General features: G+C 49.9%; 17 protein-coding genes. 10 read left to right on the top strand and 7 right to left on the bottom strand.

Annotated elements, in window-relative coordinates:
- Position 1 precedes the first annotated feature (1 nt).
- Genes kdpB through EHO61_RS15400 form a run of 4 tightly spaced genes read left to right on the top strand, consistent with a single transcriptional unit; the run spans position 2 to position 6,061 of the window.
- Positions 2 to 2,095 carry a potassium-transporting ATPase subunit KdpB gene (gene kdpB / locus EHO61_RS15415; protein ID WP_210415354.1) on the top strand — a complete coding sequence of 698 codons (2,094 nt, stop codon included), beginning with the start codon at positions 2 to 4 and terminating at the stop codon, positions 2,093 to 2,095.
- Entirely contained in the window at positions 2,092 to 2,679 is a 588-nt protein-coding gene (gene kdpC / locus EHO61_RS15410) for a potassium-transporting ATPase subunit KdpC (RefSeq protein ID WP_135814464.1), read from the top strand. The genes kdpB and kdpC overlap by 4 nt, the downstream gene beginning before the upstream one ends.
- 21 nt (positions 2,680 to 2,700) lie before the next feature.
- Positions 2,701 to 5,364 (top strand): sensor histidine kinase, encoded by a 2,664-nt coding sequence (locus EHO61_RS15405; RefSeq protein ID WP_135814463.1) that lies wholly within the window; start codon positions 2,701 to 2,703, stop codon positions 5,362 to 5,364.
- The gene (locus EHO61_RS15400; RefSeq protein ID WP_135814462.1) at positions 5,357 to 6,061 is read left to right on the top strand and encodes a response regulator; all 705 of its coding nucleotides are present in this window, start codon (positions 5,357 to 5,359) and stop codon (positions 6,059 to 6,061) included. Before EHO61_RS15405 ends, EHO61_RS15400 begins: the two co-directional genes overlap by 8 nt.
- Here EHO61_RS15400 and EHO61_RS15395 read toward each other — a convergent pair.
- The 3 genes from EHO61_RS15395 to EHO61_RS15385 all read right to left on the bottom strand — a co-directional run bounded on the left by EHO61_RS15395 (position 6,058) and on the right by EHO61_RS15385 (position 9,721).
- Positions 6,058 to 8,226, bottom strand: coding sequence for a cation:proton antiporter (locus tag EHO61_RS15395; RefSeq protein ID WP_135814461.1), 2,169 nt, complete (start codon positions 8,224 to 8,226; stop codon positions 6,058 to 6,060). The two genes, EHO61_RS15400 and EHO61_RS15395, sit on opposite strands and share 4 nt — an antisense overlap.
- Positions 8,227 to 8,360: 134 nt before the next feature.
- Positions 8,361 to 9,212 (bottom strand): penicillin-binding transpeptidase domain-containing protein, encoded by an 852-nt coding sequence (locus EHO61_RS15390; RefSeq protein ID WP_135814460.1) that lies wholly within the window; start codon positions 9,210 to 9,212, stop codon positions 8,361 to 8,363.
- Positions 9,209 to 9,721 carry a hypothetical protein gene (locus EHO61_RS15385; protein ID WP_210415353.1) on the bottom strand — a complete coding sequence of 171 codons (513 nt, stop codon included), beginning with the start codon at positions 9,719 to 9,721 and terminating at the stop codon, positions 9,209 to 9,211. Before EHO61_RS15385 ends, EHO61_RS15390 begins: the two co-directional genes overlap by 4 nt.
- Before the next feature lie 156 nt (positions 9,722 to 9,877).
- Here EHO61_RS15385 and EHO61_RS15380 point away from each other — a divergent pair, with 156 nt between their 5' ends.
- The 6 genes from EHO61_RS15380 to EHO61_RS15355 all read left to right on the top strand — a co-directional run bounded on the left by EHO61_RS15380 (position 9,878) and on the right by EHO61_RS15355 (position 15,089).
- On the top strand, positions 9,878 to 11,041 hold the full coding sequence (locus EHO61_RS15380; protein WP_135814459.1) for a class I SAM-dependent methyltransferase: 1,164 nt from the start codon (positions 9,878 to 9,880) through the stop codon (positions 11,039 to 11,041).
- 120 nt (positions 11,042 to 11,161) lie between these two features.
- Entirely contained in the window at positions 11,162 to 11,959 is a 798-nt protein-coding gene (gene flgG, locus EHO61_RS15375; RefSeq protein WP_010411171.1) for a flagellar basal-body rod protein FlgG, read from the top strand.
- 5 nt (positions 11,960 to 11,964) lie between these two features.
- Positions 11,965 to 12,873, top strand: a complete 909-nt coding sequence (gene flgA, locus EHO61_RS15370) for a flagellar basal body P-ring formation chaperone FlgA (protein WP_135814458.1) — start codon at positions 11,965 to 11,967, stop codon at positions 12,871 to 12,873.
- A 1-nt stretch (position 12,874) separates the two neighbouring features.
- On the top strand, positions 12,875 to 13,546 hold the full coding sequence (locus EHO61_RS15365; protein WP_135814457.1) for a flagellar basal body L-ring protein FlgH: 672 nt from the start codon (positions 12,875 to 12,877) through the stop codon (positions 13,544 to 13,546).
- Positions 13,543 to 14,616 carry a flagellar basal body P-ring protein FlgI gene (locus EHO61_RS15360; protein ID WP_135814456.1) on the top strand — a complete coding sequence of 358 codons (1,074 nt, stop codon included), beginning with the start codon at positions 13,543 to 13,545 and terminating at the stop codon, positions 14,614 to 14,616. The genes EHO61_RS15365 and EHO61_RS15360 overlap by 4 nt, the downstream gene beginning before the upstream one ends.
- 2 nt (positions 14,617 to 14,618) lie before the next feature.
- Positions 14,619 to 15,089 (top strand): rod-binding protein, encoded by a 471-nt coding sequence (locus EHO61_RS15355; RefSeq protein WP_135814455.1) that lies wholly within the window; start codon positions 14,619 to 14,621, stop codon positions 15,087 to 15,089.
- 13 nt (positions 15,090 to 15,102) lie between these two features.
- Here the strand turns inward: EHO61_RS15355 and EHO61_RS15350 are convergent, their stop codons facing one another.
- The 4 genes from EHO61_RS15350 to EHO61_RS15335 are packed head-to-tail and all read right to left on the bottom strand — an operon-like array spanning position 15,103 to position 20,102.
- Positions 15,103 to 17,355, bottom strand: coding sequence for a YhjD/YihY/BrkB family envelope integrity protein (locus tag EHO61_RS15350; protein ID WP_135814454.1), 2,253 nt, complete (start codon positions 17,353 to 17,355; stop codon positions 15,103 to 15,105).
- The gene (locus EHO61_RS15345) at positions 17,352 to 18,239 is read right to left on the bottom strand and encodes a class I SAM-dependent methyltransferase (RefSeq protein WP_167884892.1); all 888 of its coding nucleotides are present in this window, start codon (positions 18,237 to 18,239) and stop codon (positions 17,352 to 17,354) included. Before EHO61_RS15345 ends, EHO61_RS15350 begins: the two co-directional genes overlap by 4 nt.
- Entirely contained in the window at positions 18,215 to 18,847 is a 633-nt protein-coding gene (locus EHO61_RS15340; protein WP_135814452.1) for a class I SAM-dependent methyltransferase, read from the bottom strand. The genes EHO61_RS15345 and EHO61_RS15340 overlap by 25 nt, the downstream gene beginning before the upstream one ends.
- Positions 18,837 to 20,102 carry an ATP-grasp domain-containing protein gene (locus tag EHO61_RS15335; protein WP_135814451.1) on the bottom strand — a complete coding sequence of 422 codons (1,266 nt, stop codon included), beginning with the start codon at positions 20,100 to 20,102 and terminating at the stop codon, positions 18,837 to 18,839. Before EHO61_RS15335 ends, EHO61_RS15340 begins: the two co-directional genes overlap by 11 nt.
- Between the last annotated feature and the right edge of the window lie 56 nt (positions 20,103 to 20,158).

The raw sequence follows: 20,158 nt of genomic DNA, 5'->3' as shown, positions 1-20,158 counted from the left end.
CATGATTTCCAAGAAAAAGACTTCGTTTTTCGGCGATTCCGATCTCATACTTCGCGCGATCCGGGATTCGTTTATCAAATTAGATCCCAGGACTCAGTGGAAAAACCCGGTGATGTTTATGGTATATCTGGGAGCGATTCTGACGACTGCGGAATTGTTTTCGGGTTCGGGGCATCTCGCTTTTACCGCACAAATTTCCGTCTGGCTTTGGGCGACGGTATTATTCGCGAACTTTGCGGAGGCGCTAGCGGAAGGAAGAGGAAAAGCGAGAGCAGAATCCTTGAGAAAGACCAGACGAGAAACCGAGGCAAGAAAATTGAACGGGAATTCAGAGTCGAAGGTTCCGGCCTCCCAACTCCGTACGGGAGATAAGGTGATCTGCGAAGCAGGGGATACCATTCCCGGAGACGGAGAGGTGGTGGAAGGAATCGCCTCCGTGGACGAATCCGCGATCACCGGAGAATCGGCTCCCGTGATCCGGGAATCGGGCGGCGATAGATCGGCGGTGACCGCGGGGACGAAAGTGTTAAGCGACAAGGTTATCGTCCAGATTACGACCGACCCGGGAAAGACGTTTATAGACAAGATGATCGCGCTGGTGGAAGGGGCGGCTAGGCAAAAGACTCCGAACGAAATCGCGTTATCCATTCTGCTTTCCGCGCTTTCCCTCGTTTTTCTTTTGGCCGTCGCTACCCTAGTTCCGGCGGTCCAGTATAGTTTGAAAGAAGGAGGAGGGGATCCGGGGCTTTCCGGTTCTCTTCCTGCCCTGGTAGGATTTTTGGTCTGTCTGATTCCGACCACGATCGGCGGTCTGCTTTCCGCGATCGGAATCAGCGGCATGGATCGTTTGATCCGCAGGAACGTGATCGCCAAGTCGGGGAGGGCGATCGAGGCTGCCGGGGACATAGACGTACTTCTCTTGGATAAGACCGGGACCATCACGTTCGGAAATAGGATGGCGACCCGTTTTTTACCGGCTCCGAAAGTGGAAGAGGAAAGGCTTGCGAACGCCGCGCAACTTGCGTCTCTTTCCGACGAAACACCGGAAGGTAGATCCATCGTAGTGCTCGCCAAGGAAAAATACGGAATCAGAGGTAGAAACCTTTCCGAGCTGGGAGGGAATTTCGTACCGTTCACCGCCAAGACTAAGATGAGCGGGGTGGATTTTTCGTCGCAGGCGGACGGAAAAAGCAGGCAGAACATACGGAAGGGAGCGTCGGACGCGATCCGAAATTACGTGATCGGGCTCGGTGGAGAGTTCCCGGACGAGATCGTTAGGATCGTAGAGGACATAGCGAAAGAAGGAGGAACTCCTCTCGTAGTTTCGGAAGGCAGGGAAATTTTAGGCGTCGTGCATCTGAAAGACGTCGTAAAAGGAGGTATCCGAGAACGTTTTGCCCGCTTAAGAACGATGGGGATCCGGACCGTGATGATCACGGGAGACAATCCTCTTACCGCGGCGGCGATCGCTGCCGAAGCCGGAGTGGACGATTTTATCGCCGAGGCGACTCCAGAGAGCAAGCTGAAAAGGATCCGGGAAGAGCAGGCTTCCGGAAAATTAGTCGCGATGATCGGAGACGGAACCAACGACGCGCCGGCTCTCGCGCAGGCGGACGTCGGAGTCGCGATGAATACCGGAACCCAAACCGCAAGGGAGGCCGGAAACATGATAGACCTGGACAGTAATCCGACCAAGCTCATCGAGATCGTGGAAATCGGAAAACAGCTCCTCATGACTCGAGGATCCTTGACGACGTTCAGCGTCGCGAACGACGTATCGAAATATTTCGTCATTCTTCCGGCGATCTTTGCGAGTCTGTATCCTATGTTCGGAAAAGGAAGTTTGGGAGTACTGAACTTTTTGGGATTGGGAAGTCCCGAGTCCGCAGTCTTAAGTGCGGTGATCTTTAACGCGTTGATCCTCGTGTTTTTAGTACCTTTGGCCCTGAAAGGAGTCGAGTACCGGCCTATAGGAGCGGATTCCGTGTTGGCAAGGAACGTATTCATCTACGGTTTCGGCGGTTTGCTGTTGCCTTTTTTCGGGATCAAAATCATCGATGTCCTGCTTAATTACGTTCAAGGGTGGTTTGTATGAGGAGAGCGGTTTCTCAATTCTTTTTTTGGACGATTCTTTGCGGAGTCCTTTATCCTTTCTTAATTTACGGAATCGGAAAGATCGCGTTTCGGGAACAGAGTCAGGGTTCGCTGATCGTAAGGAACGGAAAAGTGACGGGATCGGTTCTACTCGCTCAAAAGTCCGATTCTCCGGAATTCTTCCACCCCAGACCTTCCGCAGCCGGATTTAACCCCGAGTCGGGTGCCGCGAGCAATCTAGGAACGACTAGCGAGACGCTGCGTAAGCAGGTAGAGGAAAGAAGAAAATATTGGTCGGAAAGAGGGGGAGTCGGAGAGGTTCCCTCCGAATTGGTTTTCGCTTCCGCGAGCGGACTGGATCCGCATTTGAGTCTTAAAGCGGTGGAATACCAGCTTCCATTAGTCGCAAAAGCAAGAGGATTAAACGAAGAACAGATTCGACATCTGAAAGATCTGGTCGCGCAAGTTTCGGAGCCTCCTCAATGGGGAATTTTCGGCGAGGAAAAGGTCAACGTCCTTAAGTTGAATTTGGCTTTACAGGATTCGGCGCAATTAGCGCAACGATCCGACGGAAAGAATCACTGAAGAGAGAAGTAAAAATATCGTATGACCTATCCTGAGGAAAAAAGACCGGATCCGGACGAATTACTTTCTAGGATCGGAGTGGAATCGCAGTCCAGAGGAAAGTTCAAAATCTTCTTCGGGATGGCTGCGGGCGTGGGGAAAACCTTCGAAATGCTCCGGGACGCACAAAAGGCCAAATCCGAAGGAAGGGACGTAGTTGTGGGTTATTTGGAAACCCATAAAAGAAAAGAGACGGAAGAGCAAGCGGCAGGATTAGAGTTGCTCCCCCGCAAGAAATCGAAGTACAAGAACGTCGAACTGGAGGAGATGGACCTGGACGGGGTGCTGGAAAGAAAACCGGAACTGGTTCTCGTGGACGAATTGGCGCATACGAACGTCCCGGGCTCCCGACATCCTAAGAGGTATCAGGACGTGCTCGAGATTCTCGATAACGGAATCGACGTGTATTCCACATTAAACGTACAGCATTTGGAAAGCCGAGCCAATATCGTGGAGGAACTTTCCGGGGCTCCCGTTTCGGAGAGGGTGCCGGATTCCATTCTAGAGATCGCCGACGAGGTCGAATTGGTGGATCTCGTCCCCGACGACTTGATCAAAAGATTGAAGGAAGGAAAGGTTTATCCCTCCGAAAAAGTGGCGGGCGCTCTCAGTTCTTTCTTTCGCGTTCCGAACCTAACCGCTCTCAGGGAACTCGCGTTAAGTTATACTTCCAAACTCGTGGACAGGGAACTTTCCCGGCTCGAACCCACGAAGGATTCCAAATTATCGGAAAAGATTCTAGTCGCGATCAGTCCGGCTCCCGGATCCGGGGAACTGATTCGTCATGCCAAGAGAATGGCTTTTTTACTGAAGTGCAATTGGGTGACTGTCTACATCGAAAACGGAAGGAGCCTTACGGTAGAGGAAAGGAAGCAGTTGCATTCCCATCTTCAGTTGGCGAGGGAATTGGGAGCCGAGATCCTAAGCCTTCCCGAAAAGGATCTGGTCCAGGGGATCCTGAGGGCGGTGGAGAGAACCAAGGCCACCCATGTGGTGATCGGTAGGACCACTCATAGTCGTTTTCGGCATTTTCTAGAAGGGGGCTCCCTGTTGGAAAGGTTATCCGCGGAATCCGCGAATTTCCAATTGGTCGTCGTTCCGGGAGGGGAAGGGAAATACAAGAATTTGCGGCCTATTTGGTGGATCGGAAAGTCCGGTCCCATTCAGTATTTCTTTTCCTTTTTGGGGCTCTTGGCGGTCACTTCGGTGAACCTTCTACTTCTGAATCTGGTAGGTTATTGGTCCATAGGATTAGTATATCTTTTTTTTGTAATGTTTATTTCCTTGTTTGCGGGGCGAGGTCCGGTTCTGGTGACTTCCGCTCTTTCCGCATTGCTTTGGAATTTCCTGTTTATCCCTCCGAGGTTCACGTTTTTTATCGGTAAGCTCGAGGATTGGATGATGTTCGTGATGTACTTCGTGCTCGCGATGGTGCTCGGAGTCTTTACCACCCGGTTGAGATCCCGGGAGGAAGCGCTGAAATACGGAGAAGGGGCGATCTCTTCCCTGTACGAGCTTTCTCTCGCACTTTCCAGGACGCATACGACGGACGGAATCGTGAACGCATCGGTGGAGGTCCTGACGAAAACCTTCTCCTGTCCTATATTCGTAGTCATTGCGGATAAAGACGGTCGCCTGGATAGAACCGCACATCCCAAAAGCGGGTTCATTCCCGAATCGAGGGAATTCGCGTTGGCATCCTGGTCCTTCCAAAATAGAAAACCTTCCGGAAATTCCACGGACACGGTCCCCCTTTCTCGAGGACTGTATCTTCCTCTTCTTTCTCCCGGAGGTTGTTTCGGGGTCTTGGGTTTGGATAGGGAATCCAAGCAACCTTTGGAACCGGGAGAAGACGCGCTCCTCCATTCCATGTTGAATCAGATCGCTTTGGCTTTGGAAAGGATCCAACTTCTGGGATTGAGAGAAAACGCTAGAATGGTGGAAGAGTCGGAGCGGTTGCATTCCGCTCTCTTCAATTCCGTAAGCCACGAATTTCGTACTCCGTTAACCGTAATCCGCGCTTCGCTGGATTTGTTGGACAGAGAAGTACCGGGAAACAAGGAAAAGGAAACCTCCCTACTGAAGGAGATTCGCGGGGCGTATCGAAAATTGGAGAGGTTGGTAAACAACCTTCTGGACATGACCCGCCTGGAATCGGGTCGTCTGCAGTTGGACTTGCAGTGGGAGGATCCCGCCGATTTGGTGTTAGGCGCAGTTGCGGAAGAAGAGAGCGAGAAGGGCTCCCACAGTCTGGTTTCCGAGGTGGACGAGAATATGCCCCTCGTGCGATTGGACAATCGTATCATGCAGCAGGTTCTTATTCATCTCATTCAAAACGCATTTTTGCATACTCCGGAAGGAACCCCGGTGCGGGTTCGCGCCAGTGTTCCTAGGGACCATCTTCTACTGGTCGTCGAGGATGAGGGGCCGGGAATTCCGAAAGGGGAAGAGGAGCGGATCTTCGACAAATTCACGAAGGTCTCCTCTTACGCTCATGGTACCGGTCTCGGGTTGTCCATATGTAAGGGGCTTGTGGAAGCGCAGGGCGGAAAAATTTGGGCCGAAAATCGTGCGGAGGGGGGAGCCCGTTTTCTAATCCGAATTCCAGTCATGACCTTTCCCCCGTTAGAGGAATCGTTTGGCTAGCCCCGTCGTTTTTGCAGTAGACGACGAGGTGCAAATCCGTCGATTGCTCCGTATGGCCTGCGAGTCGGAAGGATACAAATTGGAGGAAGCCGTTTCCGTGACGGATGCATTGTCGAAATTCTATATGGTCCGACCGGATGTGGTGATATTGGATCTAGGTCTGCCTGACAGAGGAGGCGAGGAATTCCTGGAAAGGATTCGAGAAAGCGGCTCCAAGGTTCCCGTTCTCGTGCTAAGCGTGAGAGATGCGGAGAAGGATAAGATCCATCTCTTGGATGCGGGAGCGGACGATTATCTCACGAAGCCCTTCGGAGTGGGAGAACTCCTGGCGAGAATCCGGGTTTTGCTTAGGCATTCCTCTCCGGAAAAAACGGACGTCAAAGTTAGGATCGGAACTCTGGAATTGGACTTCGGTTCCCGACGGGTTACGAAATCGGGGAAAGAAATCCGACTGACTCCGACGGAATATTCCTTTTTGAAATTATTGGCTACGTATCCGGGAAAAATCATCACCCAAACCCAGATTTTAAAAGAGCTCTGGGGACCGAACCAAATTTCGGAAGCCGGTTATCTGCGGGTGTACGTGAATCAAATCCGGAAGAAGATCGAAGAAGATCCTAGTAAACCTCAAATTCTGATTACGGAGCCCGGAGTCGGATATTATCTGAAGGCCGAAGACGACTCGACTTCCCGTTAAACGAATTCCGAATTTCCGGCAAATCGGATCAGGAACAAACCCGAGCCGTCGGAAAGTTCCCAATTATGGAGTTCCGGTTCGGCTTCCCAGGTTTCCAGGTTGCAGATGATGAGATCGGCTTCTCCCAACACCGTCGGATCCGATTCTCTCAGGATCGGAATCCTTTCTTTCTTTAATAGGTTCCGATCTTTTTGGGGAAGGCGAGCGATTCCGCCCCTGGGATCCCATACCGCCACTTTCGATCCGAGATTCTTGGAAAGTCGGACCGCGACGGGAATGAGCTTCGTATCCGATTCCGAATACATAGCCACCGTCAGGCGGTCGATTTTTCCCAGTTTTTCCGCCACCAGAATTCCGGCGTTGTTTTCGGATTCGGAAAGCAGAGTCCGTATCTTTCCGCCTAACACGTCGTCGCTGAACAAGGACCTGGCACCGCCCGTCAGAAACATATTATAATTTCCCGATTGGATCGTCTTTAATATGTCGCGGGTAACGTTATCGGAGGGTTTGTAAAGCGTCCTCAGTTTTATCCCGAATTCTTTGGAAAGTTTTTGTAAAGGCTCGAAACTCGTCTTTTCGTATCTTTGGGCCACTTTTCCGGAAATGGAGGAATCGGGACTCATGTGCAAAGCGGTCACTTCCTTGCCTTTGGATCCGGGAGAGAAGAATCCGTTGGCCAATCGCAGAAGGTCGATTCCCCGGGAGTGAAGGGCAAAGGCGATGAGAATTCCTCCTTCCTTCCTTTCTTTTCCCGGAGACACGGAAGAGAGAAAGCGGTTGATTACGTTTAACGAAGGACCCGTCATGAACGTGGTGACGAGAGCCATGAGCACCATCATGGAAAAAACCTGAGAGGAAAGAATGCCAAGGTCGTAGCCGATGTTCAGGACGATCAATTCCATGAGACCCCTGGTGTTCATCAGTGCTCCCAAGGACAAGGATTCCTTCCAATCCTTACCGGATGCTCTTGCGGCCAAAGCGCTGCCCGCAAATTTGCCGACGATCGCGACGACCAGAACCCAGAGGAAATCGATCCAGAGACCGCCTTCGTTTAACAAACCGATTTGGGTTCTAATTCCGGTCAGAGCGAAGAATAAAGGTAGAAAGATGGCGGTGCTGACATCCTCGACTTTTTCCGCCAAAAGGGTTCTGAGTTTCGGGCGATCCGGCATGACCGTTCCTGCGAGAAAGGCTCCGAATAAAGCGTGTATTCCTATGGTCTCGGTGACCCACGCGGAACCGAGAGGAAATAATAGAAAGAATGCGACTGCGGTTTTGGTAAAAGCTTCGCGGTTCGTAAAGATATGACCAGCCCTCCTCATCCAGGGGAGAACCAATTTCCACATGCAAAGAATGTAAAGTAAGGCCAATAGAATCGTCAGAAGACCGGGGAGTAGACCTCCCGCCTGGACGAGAGCGATCACACAGGCCAAAAGGCACCAGGCTGTCAAGTCGTCCGAAGCGGCGCAGGTCAGGGCCAAGTTTCCCAATTTCGTTTTGGTCAACCCTTTCTCTTGGACGATACGTGCAAGGACGGGAAACGCGGTGATACTCATCCCGATTCCCATAAAAAGCGAGAAGGAAAGAAAACTAATACCTTCCGGAGCCAGCCTGGAGTAGAAGGAGAGAGCTAAAACTCCTCCCAATAGAAAGGGGAGAAGAATACTTGCGTGAGAGATCAGGATCGCAGAATCGGCCTGATTTCTCAGCGTCTTCAGATCCAATTCCATTCCGATGACGAACATGAAGAAAACCAATCCGATCTGACTGATGGATTGGAGGATACCGAGAGAAGGTTTCGGAAAAACCGTCGCGTATCCTTCCGGAAACACGTAACCGAACAAGGACGGACCCAGCAAGATTCCGGCAACGATCTCTCCGATCACCGCAGGCTGGCCGAATGCCACCGAGACTTTTCCCAAGAGTTTGGTCGCGACCATGACAAACCCGATCTGGAATAGGAGAAGAGCGAAAGGTTCCTTTAAACCTTTGGCCAAAAGCTCCGCGGGCAAAAAGGCGCCGATCTGGAAGCCGATCGAGGAACTCCGTATTTGGGACTGGTTCGTAAGATCCGCTTCTATCTTTTTTCCGAAGTGTAAAAGGATGAGAAAAGCCGCGATAAAGGAGACGATTAAAACGATGTAGTACAGTGCATTACGTTTCATCCAAGGTCCGAAGGTTGGCGCGGAAGTACGGAGGACAGTAGCCTACCGCTTTCCATGATCATTGGACGCGGTTTCCGGGAAAAGAAGAATCTTTTTCGGTAGGATTCTCGGGGAAAAAAACGGAAACCCTCGGATCAACGGGAAAAAAAGAACCGTTCCCACAGATGTTCCTTTTGCAGGAATTCCGTTCCGATGCGCGCGGCTTCGAGAGGATTCAGGATCTCCGTTTCGCTTTCCGCTCTGGAGAAAAATAGCCTACTCTTCGTGCCCGACTTCCAAAAGAACCAAAAAAGGGAAAGGCTCCTGCCTCCTATATAGGCCGTACCGGAGTCGGAATAAAAGCGGTCGGCTTCTCCCCAATTTCCCTCAAGAGTGTGTGTTCCCGTGGGATTGCTGACTTTTCCCGGGGATCGTTCCAGCGTTGAAAGTACGGCCGCCCGGTTTTTATCCCGTGCTGGAAGTCTTTGCAGCACTAGGTTTCGTAAAAATCCGAAAAAATCTTCCCCGTTCAAAGAATAGCTTTCCTCCAACCAGAACGCACGATTTTCGTCCGTTACGTTTGCCGGGAGCCCGGCGTTTTGCAGCCAGGACTTCGTTTTGGCCATCGACGTTTCCCGGATTAGTTTTTGGAAGTACCAGATTGCGGACGACTCCGTGGCGGATTGCAGGTTCAGGTCCTTCTGCCAGCGAATATAAGGATACTTGGTGCGATCCCATTTGTAGAGTGCATTCGGATCTTTCAGGCTGCCCGATTCGAGAGCGGCCAGAGCGACGGCGGGATGGAATGCGTGCAGGGGAGGAGTTTTCGTCCTGCATATCGTAGGATTGATTTCCACGATGGAGTCCGATTCGGATTCCAAATATACGATGCAGACCTTTCTTCCCGGAAACTCCCGATTTTCCGTTCGAGACGGAACTTCTTTTACGGAAGTCCCGGAACAACCGAACAGCAGAATCGCGAGTGAAACGCTTCCTAAAACTCTCATTCCGTCCAAGCCAGATACGTCAGGTAAAGAACGAAAGCGCAGACCGGAAAATAGAAAAACAGGAAGATCCGCGCGATTTTGCGCCAATTCACGACCGTCTTCTCTTTCAGAAAATCGCAGAGCTCTTTTCGGTCCATACGGTAGAGTTCGCTCGGGTCGTTCCAACCGAAGATATTTCTCGCAAGTCTTCCCAGTATCTCGTCGCGGTGCATGTCGAGGGTTTGCCAAGCGGAATCACTTTCCCTTTCGTCGGAGGAGAGCAATCGGAGAAAGACTTTCGGAACTAAAAATACTCTTCCGATCATGAGGCTGGCAAATCGGGTAAATAGACCTAAGAAGAAGAGGGAGGAGAAAAGAGGGTTTTCCCGCTTCAACCCGAAGACGATCCAAAAACAGACCAAGTAGGATCCGTATCCTACTACGAATCCGGCCAGTTCCCACCTGCCGTTCGATTTTCTTTCCGCGACGAACTCCTGATACATCGCGCTTGTTTCCATCGTTCGAATCATCCTCTTTCCCGTTTGCGGTTTCCTCTGCAGAATTTTTCCGGAACGTTACCAGGACAAGCAGGAAAGCCGATCGAAGAGTCGTTCCGTTTATGTCGCCGATCTTTTCGTAAAAAGATGAACGGGAAAAATTTCCGAACTTCCGAAAAATAAGGGTAGATGGCTGCCAGAACGAACACGGCGATACTCGAAAGAGAAAGAAAAATCCGAATCGGGGAATTTTGGACTTCAAAGCAAAGACAAGCTCACTCGATCCATTACGTCGTCAGCTACCGCGCTTCCTTCAAGCCGGAGTTGCCTTCCTTTTTTATCGGAAAGTATTTGGGTTCCAAAAAAGGCGTGGTCCTGGATCCGTTCGGCGGACGAGGGACGACGGCGATCCAGGCGAATCTGGAAGGACATGTCGCGATTCATAACGATATCAGTCCCATGTCCTTGGCTCTTGCCCAATCCAGAAGGATCATCCCTTCCGTATCCGAATTGGAAAAAAAATTGGCGAGTTTCGATCTGAGCTCGGACCTTCCCGAAGAGGAAGGGGATTCGGACTTACTCCATTTCTATCACAAGGATACGTTAAAAGAATTAAAAAATTTGAAACGGATTCTTTCGGAGGATACTTCTCCAGAAGCGAAATATCTTGGAATCACCGCATTGTCCAGACTTCACGGTCATAGTCCGGGATTTTTTTCCGTTTACAGCTTTCCGCAAATTTCCATTCCTCCTCTGGCCCAGAAGAGGAACAACGAAAAGAAAGGGATCGCTCCGGAATACCGGGAAGTAAAACCTAGGATTCTTCAAAAGCTCAAACGGGATTTACGGGAAAAGCTTCCGCCTTTTTTTCACGAGTTTTCATCTCGGAATCTTTATACGAATCAATCCTCCTTGAATATGAATCGAATCGCCGATTCCAGTGTGGATCTGGTAGTGACTTCTCCCCCTTTTCTGGACAAGGTGAATTACGAAGAGGACAATTGGCTCAGGTATTGGTTCCTAAACATCTCCTTGGAAAAGGAACAAAAACCGAGTATCTTCGCCACATTGGCCGGTTGGTGCGAATTCATCCAAGGCACCTTACGGGAATTGTCCCGCGTGCTCCAGCCGGGAGGTATCCTGGTAATGGAAGTGGGAGAGGTGAGAAAAGGCAATACCGTATTCAATCTGGACGAATATGTGATTCGCTGCGCCGAAGGGACGAGTCTCGTTTGGGAAAACACGTACATCAACGACCAAAAATTCACGAAACTGGCCAATTGCTGGAACGTTTCCAATAACGAAAAAGGAACCAATTCCAATCGTTGCGTGGTGTTTCGGAATTATAAATAGGATTTTTCCGACTTTCACCCTTTTTGAAATCCCGTTTGGAGACGGGAATTCCTCCAAAAAAAGGGGGAATTCCTAGGGAAAATCGCAAATCGTCCGATATAAAACCAGAGGTATTCTCCCATGATGCGATCCCTTTGGACCGCGGCGACCGGAATGATCGCCCAGCAATTCCATATCGATACGATTTCCAATAACCTGGCAAACGTCAATACGACCGGGTTCAAAAAGAATCGAGCCGATTTCGAGGACTTGGTTTATCAGCACATGGTATTAGCGGGGACTCCGGCAACTTCGGTGAGCGAAATTCCCACCGGAGTCAACGTGGGACACGGTGTTCGCGCGGCGGCTTCGCAGAAATTGTTCGAAATCGGTTCCTTCCAAGCTACGGGAAATAAATTGGATTTGGCGATCACGAGCGAAATGGGATTTTTCAAAATCCAAATGCCGGACGGAAGTTTCGCTTTTACGCGCGACGGTTCCTACAAGATCGATTCCAACCAGCAAGTGGTGACTTCCAACGGGTATTTGCTCGAACCTCCGATCATCCTTCCGGAAGGAGCGATCCTGAACACGCTTATGATTTCCGAACAGGGAGAAGTGACCGTAAAGATAGGCGCCGATGTTCGCCCGACCGTCATCGGACAGATCGAATTGTATCGCTTCGTAAACCCGGCAGGTTTGCAGGCAATCGGTAAGAACCTGTTTCAGGAAACCGTGGCGTCCGGCCCCGAAATCCCCGGTACTCCCGGAATGGAAGGTTTCGGAAACGTGCTCCAGGGATTCTTGGAGATGTCCAACGTCAAGATCGTGGAAGAGATGGTGAATATGATCGTGGCTCAAAGAGCTTACGAATCCAATTCCAAAGCGATACAAACTTCGGATAACATGCTCTCCACTGCGATCGGCTTGAAACGTTAATCGAAATGAGTAGCCGTTTCTTCGCGCTTTCCTGCTTTCTTTTGCAGTCGCTTTTAGCGGTTGCGGGAGATTTGCATGCGATAGAGACGGCTTATCTTCGCGGAAAACTTTTGACGGAAAAAAAGGAAGTAAGACTTTCCGAAATCGCAAGATTGCCGGACGGCTCGGAGGATCCGGTGGTGTTGAAGAACCTAGAAGCGCCCGTTATATTGCGTCCGGAAGAGATGCAAAGGTCGTTTCCGAAGTTCCATTTTTCCGGAAAGGAAACCTTGGTTCTCCCGATGAACTCCGAATTGGACTCGAAAGACCTCGAGGAAAGTCTGTACAAGGAGATCTCGAAGGTCTCTCACGAATCCGAGCAGGAATTTCGGATCACGTATATCGGAGGGGAAAGAACGGTCCCTGCTTCCGGTGTGGAACTCAGATGGGCGGGCATTCCGCAAACCGTTCACGCGGGACAGATCGTAGCGTCCTTGGATTATTACTTCCAACAAAGAAAGGTCCATACCCAAAGGATCAAATTCAAGGTGGAAAAGAAGACCTCCGCCTATTTTGCGAAAAAGGCGATCTTAAAAGGCGAGAAGTTGGACGCGGATTCTTTGGAAGAAAGGACGGTGTTTGTCGAGGAATCCTTTACCGACGGGATCGGTCCGGAAAGCATCGGGGCCACCGCCTTAAAGGACCTTCCGCCCGGGGAACTGCTTCGGAAAAAGCATGTGCGTTTCCTGTTCGACGTTCAGAGGGGAGGGGACGTCCAAATGGTATACACGCGCGGCAATTTAGTGCTCAAGGCAAAAACGAAGGCCTTGAGTTCCGGGAATGTAGGCGATTCCGTGGAAGTGACTTCCTATTCCAAAGACGGAAAACTCAGTGCGCGGGTCGTCGAGAAGAATACCGTACTATTAGAGAATTAAGATGTTTGTAACGGGAAGAAAAAGACTAGCGGCATTATCGATTCTTGTCGGAGCGGGCATGGCTCTTACCGCGCAGGAGCTTTCCCAATGGCAGGACAAGAATCCCTATGCCAGGTCCCAGAACCTGAAAGTAGGTACCGCCGTTTTCGTCCGTTTGAAGGACGGATGGAATGCCGAATTCGAAATCGAATCCACCGCGGACGAGAATATTACCGTAAAATCCGTTCCGGACAAAAAAATCATTCCGGACAACCCTTCCTTTAACAGCGATAGAAGCATCGTAAGGAAGAATAAGGGAAAAATAAAGTCCCAAGGAAAATTGAAGGGAAGCCTTACCGCGACGGTCACTGCGATCGATCCGGCCACCGGGCTCCTAACCTTACAGGGGCAAAGGACTTCCACGTATAACGGAGAACCTTCCTCCGTTTCTTTGAGCGGAAGACTTTCTCCGGAGTTTCTTTCCAGAGATAACTCGGTGGACGCGGATCGGATCGCGGATCTTCAGATCCAATTCGTGGGAAGGATAGAGCCTAAGGACCTGAGGCCTCCCATCGCGATGAAAACGATTACGAATCCGGACGGATCAGTTACTTTAAAGGCGGAACTTTCGGACGAGGAAAAGCAAAGGATCATTTTGGAACAGTTGAACCGGCTGTTGGGAGAATCTAAATGAATCGGGTTCTCGCATCTTTTTTCGTTCTCTCCTGTTTTTCCTTAGCGTCTGCCGCCGAGGTACGCCTCAAGGATCTGGCCAAGATCGAAGGGATCCGGGTGAATCAGATCACCGGATACGGGATCGTTGTGGGCCTACCCGGCACCGGGGATAGCAAGACTCCGATGACGACCGAGAGCATGAAGAACTATCTGAAAAATCTGGGCGTGGAATCGAATCTTAAGCCGGACCAGATCAAGAATATCGCCTCCGTATTAATAACCGCTAATATTCCTTCGATAGCCAAAAAGGGCGATCGATTGGACGTGACGGTCTCTTCGATAGGAGACGCGAAATCCCTGGAAGGGGGAGTCCTTTTACAATCTCCGTTAAAGACCGCGAACGATAAGATCTATGCGGTGGCGAGCGGGGTGATTTCCTTCGGAGGAAAACCGGACAACGAACGTTCCTCCCGAAACTCCAAAAAGACGGTCGGCACCGTCCACCAGGGTGCGATCGTAGAATCCGAGTTGAAGGAAGAATTCTTTTCCAGCCAACGTGTGGTCGTACGACTCAACTCTCCAGATTTCTCCCTTTTGAACAATCTGATCAATAAAATCAGGGAAACCGTTCCCGAGAAATTCGGCTTGAAAAGCGAATCGATCCAGGCGCTTTCCCCTTCCGAAATCGTGATGGAAGTCGGGCCGGGATTTTCCGCAAAGTCGCCCGGTCTATTGGCACTACTTTCCGATCTGGAAAACATTTCGGTGGAATCCTCTCCTCGAGCCAAAGTTGTCATCAACGAGCGTACCGGAGTCATCGTCATGGGGGGAAGTATCGTCATCGACGAAGTTGCGGTCTCCCGTTCCGGACTGAGTTTATCCGTAGCGGATAAAAACCGTCGCACACAGAGACTAGGAAGAGACAATCAACAGACGGTCAAGGAGTCTTTCGTCATACAGGAGGCCACCCAGGTTTCGGACGTGGTGGACGCTTTGAACAAAGTGGGAGCCTCGACCAAGGATATCATAGCCATCCTGGAGGCCTTGAAATCGGCGGGTGCATTGCACGCGGAATTGGAGGTGCAATAAATATGATCGATAGAATCAACGATTATTCGAACAGATTGAATCTCATAGAAAAACCTGAGATCCAAAATCTGTTGCGGGAAGAAAAGCAGATCCGAGGCGCTCGGAGTTTTCCGGAAGCCTTGCGCGAGGAATTCAACGAAAAGCTGTCGGGAAAAGTCTCTTCCTCCGAAGTGCGTATGCCTCACAATATCCGGGAAGAAATTTCCGCGGATCCGTATAGGAAGAAATTATACGACGCTTCCGTGGAATTCGAATCCGTATTCGTAAAGATGATGTTAAAGGAAATGAAATCCACCGTTCATAAATCCGGTCTGATCGAGGGCGGATACGCGGAAGAAATCTTCGAGGACATGTTATACGACGAATACTCCAAGAATCTATCCGCAAATTCCTCTTTAGGATTGGCGGAACAGATCTATCAATCTCTCTCTTCCAATTTGCCTCCGGTTTCCAAATTGAACGCGAAGGCTTGATTAAGAGGGAAGCCTATCTTCCCTCGATCAAATCCCGGAAGGTGATCGAGTCCAGATCCTTTTGGAAGTTCGCTTCCGTGCGTTCCAATTTTTCCCTGACTTTGTCGGGATAGATTCCGTGCCCGTCCTCTTTCAATAGAGGTTCGGGGATTTTCCTATAAAAATCGGCTAAAGTAAGGTCTTCTCCCGAGGCGGAAGGAATCCAGGTTTCGTCAGTCGTTTCGCTTAACAAACCGACTTGGGAAAGCGTTTTGGTCAACCTCGGGATTTCTCCCGGATTGATTCCGGATCGGACCGCAAGTGCTCCTTCCGTCGCCGGAATCTTCTCCTCCTTTTGCACCAAATACGCGGCTTTTAGGACCGCCAAGAGTTTCCGGAATTCATATCCGAACGCGGTATGCTGTTCTTCCGCCAATTGGAAAGGGACAAGATACCTCGCCGGAAATTGGACGCAGGCAGTGATCTCGGCGCCGTACAGGACAATTAAGGAAAGGGAATATACTCCGATGAGGAAGATGGGTATGGCCGCCAAAGCCTTATATACGATCATTGTGGTTTCCGAGAACGAAGTAAGGTAAACACGGAAGCCGTACAGGAAGAGCAGAAAGATCGCGCTGGTAAACGCGGCGCCTATGGACGAGGCTCGGATCGGGACGCGCGTATTGGGGATCAGCGTGAATAAGGATAGGAAAAACAACCAGATCGCGGTCAAAGGGAAGGCGAGTTTCAATATATTGTAGGGGGAAAGTAGGGAATCGCCTCCTTGGATGATCTTCGTGACGTATTTCACGTCCCTGTATTCCGAAAGACTGATCTTTTTGTATTCGCCGATATTCAAAAGTCGGAATCTACCGTTTTCGCTTCTGTCGAATAGAACGGACGCGAAGACTTTCCCGCCGGCAGGAACGTAAAAGGAATTCCAGTGTTCGCCCTCGTCTATGGAAACCAGAATGTTTCCCAAAGAGTCGAGTAGAAAAATATCCGTGGATTCCTGGTTTTCCATAGACCAGACTTTTCGGAACGTATAACGTTTGTGGGTCAGGTTTTTCCAGGTATGCCCGCCGTCCGCGGTTTTGTAGACGGCGCCTCTTTCCCCCGCGGCGATGAGTTCTCCGGGTCGGATTTTATGTATGTCTTTTAAACCTTGCCCGGAGATTTTGTTCGCGCTCCAGGTTAAGCCTCCGTCTTCGCTCTTCCAAACGTTTCCGTCGTCATCCACGAGATATCCTTGGTCGAATTCCGGAAAATAAATCCGGTTTGCCCGGATTTTCAAAGTGTTCGGAAAGACGGGCTTATAACTGGTTCCTTGGTTGAAAAAATGCAGTACTTCTCCGTTTCCGAAAATGAAATAAAAATTTCCGTCCGCTACGAATTCGAAATCGGAGAATTGGACGTTTTCGAAATAAATCGCACTCCATACGGAACCTTCCAGCGGTCGGTGTAAAAAGAGTCCTTTTTTGGATAGGGCATATACCTTTTCATCCCGGACCAATACCCTGATAAACTCCTCGTGACGGAGTTCCGGTTTCTTACAAAGATCAAGTCTGGTTCCGAAGGAATCGAGACAACGGATATTCTCCAGATCGATATCCGATTCGTTTAACGAATAGTCCGCTTTTAAATCCTTATCCAGCCTGAATAAGCTTCCGTTCTCTCCGACGATCCAGATCTTTCCATCCGGTTCCTTGTCCATGCTCAGATAGTGAGGAGGGCGGAAGAAGTCGGTCATTCGTTCCACCAGACCTTGCCCGATCACGATCAAAAGCGGTCCTATGGAAAGGATGAAAAAATAGAAAACGAATTTTTGTAAAAACGAACGGCTGACTTCGATGCGCCAGATCGCGTTGAAGGCGCTTTCCAAGGAGCGAAGTACGGCTGTCGCGGAGAAAACGAGAACTACGAATCCGATGGTGCCGATTTGTCTCGCCGCGTCGATCAGGTCTCCGATCGTTTCCAAATACGGATTGATGTCCAGATTGATGTTGCTCGCAAGAAAGAAGACGTTGATCCGGTCGAAGATTTCCTCTTTTCTGTTTTCCAGGCCGGAAGTGATCGTAAGAAGGGAGAGCGCCACGGTGAACATCGGAATCAAGGAAACGATCGTCGTGTAGGAAATTCCGGAAGCCTTCATCAGGCAATCGTCCTTGACGAAACGGTAGGCGGACGAGGCCAGGACTCTTGCTGAAAAATTCAATTTTCTTAATATTCCGGAATCCGGAATGTAATCGAAAAGTCTGCTGTATTTGTGATTGGGATGGGAATTCATCGTTTGACCGCGTAGTGCACCATGGAAGAAGTTAGAGGGTAACCGCCCCGTTTGAGCTTGCTACGGAAATGATACAAGGCGGTCCAAAACCATTTTCCGTAATCCTTCCAGGAGGAAAAAGAACCTCTGGATTTTAAAAGTTTGGCAAGCAACGGAAAATCCACTCCGAAGTAGGTAATCTGCTTCCGAAATCCCCGCTTGGCAAGAATTTTATGAATCAGGGAGGCGGAATAGTAATATACGTGCCCCGGCAGATAGTAATGGTATTTCACTCCGGCTTTTCTGGCCTGCCATCCTTCGAAATTGGCCGTCTGGAGTACTAGTAGTCCGTTCGGTTTTAGGATCCGAGATAGCTTATCGAAAACCTCTCTCGGATTTTCCAGGTGTTCTATGACTTCGATCATGGTTACCACGTCGAAGAAATTTTCAGGCAGGTCCGCCTCTAGGAACTGACCCGTCCAAACCTCTATCCCTCTGGATTTTGCGACTTCGGAGGAATAGGGAGAGATTTCCACGCCGAAAGGGGAGAAACCTTTTTCTCGAGCGCATTGCAGGAAGCCTCCGAAAGAACAACCTATATCCAAAAAATTTCCCGAGGATTTGAATTTGGAGATGTTTTTCAACCTAGCGAACCAGACGTATCGATCGTATTTTTCCGTTAGTCGCTCGTCCCTGTATGTGAAGCCTTCCTTGCCAGTATAATAATCTTCCGTATACAATTCCTCGGGTTTCGGGCGAGGGAATTGCGCTTGGAATCCACAGTTCTTGCAGATCCGGATTTGCAGGTGAAAGTCCTGAAACTCGGAGACGTATAGAGATTCCCAGGAGCACAGCCCATCCGTCGGGCACTCTTTCCGGATTACTTCCTCGCGAGAAAGATCCAATGGCAAATCCTCTCTTCTAGTTTTCCCAAAGGCGTTCGTTCCGTGTACCCCAGTTGAAAAGAGTCGAAGTCGGATCCGATTCGTCTCATCTCCTCTTCGGAATAAAACCAGGTAGATCCGCCTTCCAAGTCGGGAGTTCCTATCTTTTCCCCTTTAACCCGCAAATGAGTGTCTCCTTCGGCGCGAACGGAAGCGGCAAGAAAGGATCCTTTTTTCATAATACGTTTTATATCGAGCAGCATTTCTCTGGCAAGTTCTGGAGGGTTATAATGGAATACTCCCCAGCATACGACGAGATCGAACGTGGAATCCGAAAAAGGATACGGAGGTTTGTCTAAGAGAAAAGTCTTTGCCCAAGGGAAGGCTTCCCGTATCGAGGAAATCGAGTTCTGGCTATAATCCGCCGCGCTGACTTCGTAGCCGAATTCTTTTAACAAAATGCAATGTCTTCCGGAACCGGAACCGAAATCCAAGGCTTGAAAGGAATTTGCCGGAGCAGGGACGCGCGCTAAAATACGGACCAAATTCTCATCCGGATACGCGAGCTTCGATTTGGGTCTGGTATAATGTTTTTCCCAAACTTCCTTTGAGGGATGGTCAGCGGACATCGTATTCGGCCTTGATTCTGCTTTTGACGCTCTCGCTCCACGCTTCTTCCGAAGAGGATGTGCGGGATTCGATTCCTATCACCATGGGTCGCACTTCGTTTCCGGAGGAAGTGTCCAATTTGGAACCCACTTCGTGTAAACCTTTTTCGAAAAGTATCTTTTCGGAAGAGGTCTTGGAAAACGAAGAAAACCGTTTCAGTACGGACACTCCGCGCGGAGGGATTTCGAATCGGATTTGTGCTTTCCGTTTCGAGTCGATCTTCAAAAGGGAAGGAGGTGGGTCGAAGGGATTTCCGATGAGCAGTTTTACCAAGTTGGTGAAATAATCATAGCCTGAATATTCGGGAATCAGGACGTCCGCCAGATATTCTCCTCCGACTTCCGGCGCCGCTTCGATCAATACGGGTTCTCCGGAAGGATCGATTTTGAATTCCGCAACGAAAGGACAGTTCTTTAATCCGGTGGCTTTTACCAAGGATCTGCAAAGCATCAGGATTTCTCCAGTGAGTTCCTTTTTCGGAAAGGGAAGTCGATGAGCCGCCTCCAGAAAGGGAGGAAAATCAGAAGTCTCCTTTAAGGTGAGACTGACGAGATGAAAGTCCGTATCCGATACCAGACCTAAAACGGTGCATTCCGTTCCGAGTATGAACTCCTCCAGTACCCATTTTTCTTCGGGAACCGATTTTGGAGAAGGCGCTTTGGAAGAGGGTTTGCCCTTTTTCTTTTTCGCAGTACTTAGGGTCGAGAGGAAACGTTCTACGTCCGAGTCCGAATGGAGGAGTTGGATTCCTTGTTTGCCGCTGCCTTGGCTCGGCTTCAGGATCCATGGGAAAGGAAAGGACTTTTCCTTTGCCTTCCCTTCCGAAAAGGGAATTTCGTTCGGAACACGGATCCCTTTCTCTCTTGCAACGGATTTTAGGACACGCTTGTCCGAAAAAAGGGATACCGATTCCGTACTCGCGTACCGCAACTTCAGCTTTTCGGCAAGATACGCAGTGGTATAAGTCGCTTTTCCGTAGGACCGGGTGCCGACCCCGAGAATCGGAATGGGAAGAGGGTTTTCCGAAACCAATTTATGGATTTTGCGATATTCGTAGGCGGATTCTATGATTTTGAGGTTGGACAAAGCGAAGCCTGGAGCCCGGTCGTCTCGATCGACGGAGATGACTTCGAGACCCAAATCCCTACAAGCTCGGATTAAGGGTAATTGGTTTCTGCCTGCCCCGACGGAAAGAAAGTACCCTTTCGTTTTCATTTAACGGATAGATATCCTTGCGAGACAAAGGACTGTCAAAGGTTTTTTCTATATGG

The organism is Leptospira fluminis (assembly GCF_004771275.1).
In the GTDB taxonomy this organism is placed as follows: Bacteria; Spirochaetota; Leptospiria; order Leptospirales; family Leptospiraceae; genus Leptospira_B; species Leptospira_B fluminis.
This window is presented reverse-complemented; position numbering and strand designations above follow the sequence as displayed.

What these genes read in the sequence shown, in the direction of transcription:
- EHO61_RS15390 (WP_135814460.1), bottom strand. Translation starts at nt 9,212, where the DNA reads ATGAGAGTTTTAGGAAGCGTTTCACTCGCGATTCTGCTGTTCGGTTGT.
- EHO61_RS15360 (WP_135814456.1), top strand. Translation starts at nt 13,543, where the DNA reads ATGAATCGGGTTCTCGCATCTTTTTTCGTTCTCTCCTGTTTTTCCTTA.
- kdpB (WP_210415354.1), top strand. Translation starts at nt 2, where the DNA reads ATGATTTCCAAGAAAAAGACTTCGTTTTTCGGCGATTCCGATCTCATA.
- flgA (WP_135814458.1), top strand. Translation starts at nt 11,965, where the DNA reads ATGAGTAGCCGTTTCTTCGCGCTTTCCTGCTTTCTTTTGCAGTCGCTT.
- EHO61_RS15365 (WP_135814457.1), top strand. Translation starts at nt 12,875, where the DNA reads ATGTTTGTAACGGGAAGAAAAAGACTAGCGGCATTATCGATTCTTGTC.
- flgG (WP_010411171.1), top strand. Translation starts at nt 11,162, where the DNA reads ATGATGCGATCCCTTTGGACCGCGGCGACCGGAATGATCGCCCAGCAA.
- kdpC (WP_135814464.1), top strand. Translation starts at nt 2,092, where the DNA reads ATGAGGAGAGCGGTTTCTCAATTCTTTTTTTGGACGATTCTTTGCGGA.
- EHO61_RS15350 (WP_135814454.1), bottom strand. Translation starts at nt 17,355, where the DNA reads ATGAATTCCCATCCCAATCACAAATACAGCAGACTTTTCGATTACATT.
- EHO61_RS15340 (WP_135814452.1), bottom strand. Translation starts at nt 18,847, where the DNA reads ATGTCCGCTGACCATCCCTCAAAGGAAGTTTGGGAAAAACATTATACC.
- EHO61_RS15380 (WP_135814459.1), top strand. Translation starts at nt 9,878, where the DNA reads ATGGCTGCCAGAACGAACACGGCGATACTCGAAAGAGAAAGAAAAATC.
- EHO61_RS15395 (WP_135814461.1), bottom strand. Translation starts at nt 8,226, where the DNA reads ATGAAACGTAATGCACTGTACTACATCGTTTTAATCGTCTCCTTTATC.
- EHO61_RS15385 (WP_210415353.1), bottom strand. Translation starts at nt 9,721, where the DNA reads ATGATTCGAACGATGGAAACAAGCGCGATGTATCAGGAGTTCGTCGCG.
- EHO61_RS15355 (WP_135814455.1), top strand. Translation starts at nt 14,619, where the DNA reads ATGATCGATAGAATCAACGATTATTCGAACAGATTGAATCTCATAGAA.
- EHO61_RS15335 (WP_135814451.1), bottom strand. Translation starts at nt 20,102, where the DNA reads ATGAAAACGAAAGGGTACTTTCTTTCCGTCGGGGCAGGCAGAAACCAA.
- EHO61_RS15405 (WP_135814463.1), top strand. Translation starts at nt 2,701, where the DNA reads ATGACCTATCCTGAGGAAAAAAGACCGGATCCGGACGAATTACTTTCT.